The sequence below is a fragment of the Candidatus Omnitrophota bacterium genome (assembly GCA_040755155.1).
In the GTDB taxonomy this organism is placed as follows: Bacteria; Hinthialibacterota; Hinthialibacteria; order Hinthialibacterales; family Hinthialibacteraceae; genus JBFMBP01.
Window position 1 is genome coordinate 67,920 of the sequence record JBFMBP010000079.1, and the last position, 7,927, is coordinate 75,846.

The 7,927-nt window shown below is 53.5% G+C and carries 5 protein-coding genes; 2 read left to right on the forward strand and 3 right to left on the reverse strand.

Annotation, left to right across the window (positions count from 1 at the left end; genetic code table 11):
- The first annotated feature begins 94 nt into the window (after positions 1–94).
- Positions 95–1,078, forward strand: a complete 984-nt coding sequence (locus AB1656_10930) for a uroporphyrinogen decarboxylase family protein (GenBank protein MEW6235891.1) — start codon at positions 95–97, stop codon at positions 1,076–1,078.
- A gap of 150 nt (positions 1,079–1,228) precedes the next feature.
- Here the strand turns inward: AB1656_10930 and ribF are convergent, their stop codons facing one another.
- The 3 genes from ribF to rseP form a co-directional block, all read right to left on the reverse strand.
- Positions 1,229–2,203 carry a riboflavin biosynthesis protein RibF gene (gene ribF / locus AB1656_10935; GenBank protein MEW6235892.1) on the reverse strand — a complete coding sequence of 325 codons (975 nt, stop codon included), beginning with the start codon at positions 2,201–2,203 and terminating at the stop codon, positions 1,229–1,231.
- A gap of 231 nt (positions 2,204–2,434) precedes the next feature.
- Positions 2,435–4,165: a proline--tRNA ligase gene (locus AB1656_10940; GenBank protein ID MEW6235893.1), complete on the reverse strand. Its 1,731-nt coding sequence runs from the start codon at positions 4,163–4,165 to the stop codon at positions 2,435–2,437.
- Positions 4,166–4,167: 2 nt separating this feature from the next.
- A complete protein-coding gene (gene rseP, locus AB1656_10945) occupies positions 4,168–5,964 on the reverse strand; it encodes an RIP metalloprotease RseP (GenBank protein MEW6235894.1) in 1,797 nt (598 codons plus the stop codon).
- Between the two features lie 202 nt (positions 5,965–6,166).
- Between rseP and AB1656_10950 the strand changes: the two genes are divergently transcribed.
- On the forward strand, positions 6,167–7,705 hold the full coding sequence (locus tag AB1656_10950) for a glycosyltransferase family 39 protein (GenBank protein ID MEW6235895.1): 1,539 nt from the start codon (positions 6,167–6,169) through the stop codon (positions 7,703–7,705).
- The last annotated feature ends 222 nt before the right edge of the window (positions 7,706–7,927 follow it).

The window sequence follows — 7,927 nt, forward strand, 5'->3', positions numbered from 1 at the left end:
GTTTTTTGACACATCGATCATTAGGAAATGGAGTAATTGATGGGTCATACGACATGACCCATCCTATGATCTAAATTGCGTTTCAGGAATACCTATGCAATCTCAAGATATCGTGCGGCGGGCTATCGAATTTCAGTGTCCGCCCCGTCTACCCTTCTTTCAACACGTGGATCCAGACGCCCCCGACGATGTTTGGGACATTTGGGAGATGGACCGCGCCCAGGCGGGCTGGTTCTTCGACAACGCCGCCTATGACGATTGGGGCTGCGGCTGGGAACGGACGGAAATCAAAACGATGGGGCAGGTTGTCGTTCATCCCCTCGCCGATTCTCAAAATATCGATCGTTATTATCCCCCCGAACCCCGGAATCCCTTCTATTACGAGCGCATCGAGCCGCTGCTTTCTCAAGCCAACAGCCGCTATGTCGTCGTTACCTGCCATTTCACGCTTCTGGAACGGCTCCACATGCTGCGCGGCTTCGCCGCCGCTATGGAAGGCTTTTACGCCGATCCCGAAATCACGGAATGCATCCTCGATTGGATTCTCGAATTCAAACTGGCGCAGATTGAAGAGCTGCGCCGCCGCTTCGGCAACGCGATTCACGGAATTTTTTTAACGGACGATTGGGGAACGCAGCAAGGATTGATCGCCGGTCTCAACGTCTTCGAACGCTTCTTCGCATCCCGCTATCGCAGGCTTTTCGACGCCATCCATGCGAATGGCTGGCATGTTTTCCTTCACAGCTGCGGCAAGATCAATGCGTTGGTTCCGCGGTTTATCGAACTGGGAGTGGATGTCCTCAACATGCAGCAGCCCAACGCCTACGGCCTTGTGGAATTCGGCGAAAAATTCAAAGGCAAGGTTTGCTTCTTGACCACCGTCGATATCCAAACCACTCTTCCACGCGGAATCGAAGCGGAGGTGCGCGAAGAGGCGCGCCTGCTCGTCCACCATTGGAGCGTCAAAGAGGGCGGATTCATCGTCTTCAACTACGGAGATCCCCAATCTCTCGGCGTGCGCGAAGATGTTGCCCGGATCATGTTTCAGGAATTCGTCAAACACATGCAAATAAAATGATGAATGATGAATGATGAGAAAAAAAATGGATCGAACGGCGCGATCCATTTTGCGATGTATCTTTGGATGATATCGGACTGCGCTTCGCTTTGAACTCATCTTACGCAACTATCCCGAAATCATCATTCATCATTCATCACTCATCATTCGTCACTCGTCATTCCAAACGACCGGCGATACGTCCGTTTGTTCCGCAATCCATTTTTGAAATTGTAGAATATCTTGGCGGATTTGAGCTAAAAGTTCGTCCTTGCCGGAGAATTTGCGTTCGTTGCGCAAGTGGAGAAGAATATCGGCGATAACATAGCGTCCGTAGAGATCGTCATCGTAATCGAGAAGATGGACTTCGCAACGGGGAGAGGCGTTTAGTTTGAAGGTGGGAACGAAGCCAACGTTCATGACGCCCCAGAGCGGCGGCGCTTCCAGGGCGTCGAGGCGGACGCGGACGCCGTAGACGCCGCCCGGCGGGATCACTTGTTCGGAAACGTCGAGGTTGGCCGTGGGCAGGCCGATGCTTTTGCCGCGCCCATCGCCCTGAATGACGATTCCCGCCACTTGATAAGGACGTCCGAGAAGATCGGAGGCTTTCTTCAAATCGCCTTGAGCGATGATGTCGCGGATGACGGTGCTGCTGATGGTGAGATCGTGGTCCTGTTGCTGTTGGACGACTGTAACTCGTTCGAACTGGCTGGGAACGCGGCTTAACAGGAGCTCGGCATCGCCTTCGCGATCGTGTCCGAAGCGAAAGTTGTAGCCGACGACGATCTCCTTGGCGGCGAGTTTTCCCCGCAGAATTTCGTCGATGAAAACTTCCGCCGGAATTTGGCTGAAGGAGAGATCGAAGGGAATCCCAACGGCGGCGCCGACGTTCATACGGCGGATCCATTGGAGTTTGAGCGCATAGGGCGTTAGCAGCGGTACCGGTTGGCCGGGATTCAACGCCGTGCGCGGATGATTTTGAAACGTGAAGAGAACGGACATTCCCCCGCGCTCGCGGGCGCGTTCGTTGCATGCGCGAATGATGCGTTGGTGGGCGAGATGGAGGCCGTCAAACGAACCCAAGGCGGCAACGATCTCATCGCGCTCGCGAAACGAACACGCATCCAATGAATTGATTTCGATCATCCTAAAAACAGCGGCCAGAAAAAGTAGGATGGGTCGCGTTTTTTGACCCATCGATAATATAAAAAAAATCATTGATGGGTCAAACGGCGCGGCCCATTCTTCATTTCGAAAATTTTCTCGCCCTCTGGGAGAGGGGTAGGGTGAGGGGATATTATCATAATTCTATCGACCTTTTCTATATCTCCCAATCTTGCGGTAGAAAAAGGACTCGTATATTGGATAAGCCAAAAATTAAACGGCGTTCAACCGGGCGATATCTTCCTCGTAATGCTGTTGGATCAACTCGGCGCATGTTTCCGGCGGCGTCTTTTGCGCAACCAGCGTCCGCCGCAAAAGAAATTCAACCATGCCTTCCTTGAGCGATTTTTCGCCAACGACGATGCGATAGGGAAGCCCCAGCAGGTCGGCGTCCTTGAATTTGATCCCAGGGCGTTCGTCCCGGTCGTCGAGCAGGACGTCGAAGCCCTTCGATTGCAATGCGCGATAGAGTTCCTCCGCAGCGGCGCTTGTCTGTTCGTTTTGTGGAGAAAGATTGAGAAGATGGACATGATAAGGCGCGATGGAGACGGGCCAAATAATGCCCTTGTCGTCGGCGTTTTCTTCGATGGCGGCGGCGAGCGTGCGGCTGACGCCGATGCCGTAACAACCCATAATCATAGGCTTTCGCTGACCGCTTTCATCGGTAAAGTGCGCTTGGAGCGATTCGCTGTATTTGGTTCCCAAAATGAAGACCTGGCCGACTTCGATGCCATTGGTCATTGTGAATGCGCAGGCGCCGCATTGGGGACAGGCGTCGGTCTCGTCGACGCTGCGAAAATCGCCCCAGCGCGAAACTTGGTAATCGCGATCCAAAACGAGATTGCGGACGTGCGCGTCTTTTTTGTTTGCGCCGCTAGCGGCAACAGGAATCGTTTTGACGAATCGATCCGCCAGAATTTCCACCCCGTCGAGTCCGGCGGGACCAGCGAAGCCTACGGGCGCCTTGGTAACTTCGAAGATGACTTCCGGCGAGGCCATCTCGATGGGACCGCCGAGAGCGTGAGTAAGTTTGGCTTCGTTGACGGAATGATCGCCGCGCAGGAGCACGACGAAGGGCTTGCCTTCGCAGACGTAAATCATGGTTTTAATCATCTGCGCGGGTTCGGTTTGGAGAAAGGCCGCCACTTCCTCTACGGTTTTCATATTGGGCGTATGCACTTCTTCCATCGGCGGAACATCTGTCTTAATCTCCACCGCTTCCGGCAGGGCGGATTCGGTCAGTTCGCGATTGGCGCGGTAGCCGCATTGGCCGCAGGATACGATCTCGGCCTCGCCGATGGCGGCGGGAACCATAAATTCGTGGGAGCGGTTGCCGCCCATGACGCCGGTATCGGCTTCCACAGGCATGATGGTCAATCCGCAACGGGTGAAGATGCGAGTATAGGCGTCGAACATTAACTGATAGGAGCGCCGCGCGCCTTCCTCGTCCACATCGAAGGAATAGGCGTCCTTCATGATGAATTCGCGGGCGCGGACAACGCCGAAGCGGGGACGCACCTCATCGCGGAATTTGGTTTGAATCTGATAAAGATTTTTGGGCAGATCGCGGTAGGAGCGCAATTCGCCCGCAACGAGGTTGGTGATAACTTCCTCATGCGTCGGCCCCAAGACGAATTGGCGGTCGGCGCGATCTTTGAGGCGCATCAACTCCGGCCCCATCGCGTCCCAGCGCCCCGACGTTTGCCAGAGGACGTCGGGCTGAAGCGTGGGCATCAACACTTCCAAAGCTCCGGCGGCGTCCATCTCTTCGCGGACGATTTGTTCGATCTTTCTGAGGGCGCGCCAGCCGAGGGGGAGATAAGTATACAGCCCGGCGGCTAGTTGGCGAATTAAGCCCGCCCGCAGCATGAGAATATGGCTCTTGGCTTCCGCTTCTTTCGGTATTTCGCGCAGCGTAGGAAAAAAACCAGTCGATTGTCTCATAGTTATCCAAAGATGAGTCCTGACAGCCAGGAAAAGAATTTCGTTCGAATCAGATCGTTAATGACTAAAAAGAGTATCAAGGGAATAACAAGAACGGCGCCCACTTTGCCGAACATCTCCATTTGCCGCATGGTCAATGGCTTGCGGCGCAGAATCTCAATGGTATAGAAGACGATATGGCCGCCGTCGAAGGGAGGCAAGGGGAACAAGTTTATCAACGCCAAATTGGCCGAGAGAAGCGCGATAAATCCAAGGAAGCGTTCCAAGCCCCAGCGTCCGTACTCGCCGGAAAGCTGGAAGATAGCCACAGGGCCGCCGAGAAGTTTGGGCGATACTTCGCCGGTAAACAATTTATGCAGAAAATCGACCATAAAAGTCAAATCGGTTAGCAACTTCGACCAGCCGTAGGAGATGGAGCCGATAACGCCCAATTTCCTGCGGTCGGGTTTATTGCTGATGCCGATTTGCGCCATTTTATAAGTTTTGCCCGTCTTGACGCTGGTTTGAGTGAGGATGGGTTGTTCGATGACTTCGGGCGTAACCGCCGCCTGTTTCATCTCGTTGTTAGGCGTCAGCCAAATGATCTCGACGGGTTTCGCTTCCGCTTTACCATTCTCTTGAACGGCGATGGAATCATTCAATGTAAGTATCACGTCCACCCAATCGTCGATGGGTTTTTCGTTCAATTTGACGATAGTGGAGCCGACGGCGATATTCGCCTGTTCGGCGGGGCTGCCAACCTGAACGATGCCAATGACGGGAGGTATTTTCGGGGCGACGCCCAGAGGGGCGATCGTCGGCGTAAGATATTCGGCTAGCGATATTTCTCCATCGAACGTAAACCCCAATCGGCTTTGCGGCTGTTGTACCTCGGCGTCGGACGCCGGGACGATTAAATCGGGGGTAATATGCAGCGTTCGCGCGTTTTGTTTTTCGTCCTGGATCGCGACGGCGATGGGCATGGCTTGGTAGGCGCCATCGACGTTCTTCTCCACGAGGCTGGTGATGTAATCCGACCATTCGTTGCGGGTTTGGAAAGTTTTGCCGTCAACGCTGAGGATGATCTCCCCTGCTTGTAAGCCCGCCCGTTCGGCGGCGCCGCCGGGAATAACCTGGGTAATGAAAACGCCCTGACCGTTCGTTGGAGGCGGCGTGGCGGCGTTCTTGTTCTTATCGGCGGGTTCTTTGATCCAGGCGGGGATTTCTTTTTGTTTGGATAAAACCTGGCCGTTGCGATCGATGGTCAGCGTAAGGGCGTCGCGGTCGGCGATATTCGATTGCCAATCCGCAATATCTTCCCAGGATGATACTTTCTCGCCATTGACGGTGAGGATGCGGTCGCCGTTGCGCAAACCCATTTCCCAGCCCCAAGAACCGGCGGGGACGCGTCCGATGGTGGTCGTGGCATGAAAGGCTTCGCCAAAAGCGGCGAAGACGAAAATGTAAATGAGAAAAGAGAGCACGACGTTCATCGCTGGACCGGCGAATACGATAAGGATGCGCTTCCAGGGGGCGAGTTGCAGAAATTCCCATTCCGCGCCGGTCAATTCTTCGTCGGGATCCATGCCTCGGATTTTGACGTAGCCGCCCAGGGGTAAAGCGCAGAGGCAATATTCTGTATTATGCCAGGTATGGGAGTAGAGGATTTTGCCGAAGCCGACGCTGAAACGGTCCACCTTGGCGCCGGAAAGTTTGGCGACGATGAAATGGCCCCATTCGTGGAAGATTACCGCCAATCCCAGCACCACGGCGAAATGAAGCAGAGTGGAAACATTGGAAAAGAGGGATTCAAGATTCATAATCATTGTCCGCCGATTGGATCGAATTATCGTTCCCGCGCGGCGTTAAAGGGAAAACGGGAACCGGGCTGCTGAGACGGGAATCGGGATGCCCCCCAGGCCGCCAATGGCGCCGCGCGAAATTGATTTTACGTTTGAGAAAAAACAAACGCGTTGCCTAAGCAACGCGGCTACTATATAAATGTAACGGTCGATCAAAGTTATGTCAAGAATCGATTCCTTCGCCGATAGCGAGACGCTCGCCTCCAGTCATCGTGAAATTCTGGGTTTTTCGCCGGGAACGTGGGCGATTTTTATTATTTCATTATTGATAAAACTTGCGCTTATTGGATTGAATCAAGGGGAATATACCGACGGCGTGATTCAATTGCAGTTATGGGACAGTCCCGTAGTTTTTTTTCCGCCGGGGTATTCGGCGGCGGCGTGGTTAGCGAATCTAGCCGTTGGCGATTTGTTGATAGCGGGCAAGCTGGTTTCCATTCTCGCTTCCATCGCTTCCTTGATGGTTATGTATAAATTGGCGCGGCGAATTTTAGAAAACGAACGCGAGGCGTTTTGGGCGGTCATGTTTTTGGCGCTGTCGCCGATATTCGACCGCTGGTCGCTGCGTATGATGACCGACTCGCTCTTCTGTTTGATGTTTCTGGTTGGCTGCTCGATTTTGCTGACTAATGAAAAACCTTGTCCCAAACACCTGCTGGCCTGGACGGGGCTGGCGAGCCTTGTGCGCTATCAAGGATTTTTCTTCCTTCCTTTCGTTTTTTATCTAATTGTTCGCAAAGGATTGGGCGGCGCAGCCTGGCGCAATCTTGCAGGCTGGGCGGCGGCGCTGATTCCGTGGGTAGTAATGGCGTGGTGGATTGGAATCCGGGGATTCGGCCATTTTGGGCAATATGCCGAACGGGCTTCGTATAGTTTATGGATTTCGCTGCTGTTGTATTATTCCTGGTTCGAGGCGTTCGTTCTCTATTGGCCGTGGGCTGTAACGTATTCCCTATTTATACTCGGCGTTGCGGGAATATGGACATTATGGCGCGGCGGAGAGAAGGAGAAGCGCTTCATCCAATTCGCCGCCTTCGCCGCCTTCGCCTTTTTAATCGCCCAAAGCGGCTTTCTCTCCTTTCAATACCGCTATCTCTTGCCGCTGGTTCCCTTATGGTGCCTGGCCTCGGCGCGAGGATGGACGCGGTTGGGGCAAGCGATCCGTTCGGATAAGATGCGGATGGTTCTGGGCGGATTGGCGCTGCTCAATCTGGCGTTGATGACGGCGGGCGTTCTTTATCTACAGCGAGCGACGTTTGGCGATCTAGCGCAATCGGCGCGCGCCTTGCAAACGGTAGGGAAGGGAAGCCGCGTCTTGTCGGACGAAATCTATCGCAACGGCGTCTATAACGTAAAAATGCGCTTTTGGTCGGGGCGGGAGATGGAATATTATTTCTACAATCCGATAGCGGAAAGCTACATCGTCAAACCCCAAGAGGGAGACATCGTCGTACTGCATAATACCTATTCCGACTTGGAGGCGGAGTACAAACGCTTGAGCGAGCGCTTCAGCCTCGCCGTAATCGGACGCTGGACTCATCAGCCCAACGAAGGGAGCTATATGACCATTCCCTTATTGCCGGATATCATGGTTGAACCGCGAACGCCGTTGACGAGCAATCCATCCTGCATGGCCTTCCGGTTTCAACCGCAGCGCTATATTTCCGTGCTGCTGCGTTTGCAAAAGAAGCTCGAGTAACATTAACAAAATCTGCTTTCAAATTCTCCCCCCAAGCTTGGGGGGAGTTAGAGAGGGGGGTGAATTTATTAGACTTAAAACAACCCCCTCCTAAACCAATGTCATTAAGTTAAGACATAACGTGACGAAATTCCATTCCCTCGCCCTCTGGGAGAGGGTTAGGGTGAGGGATTTTAAATTCAACAAATTCATGCTATTAGATTTGTTGATATTTTCGATTAA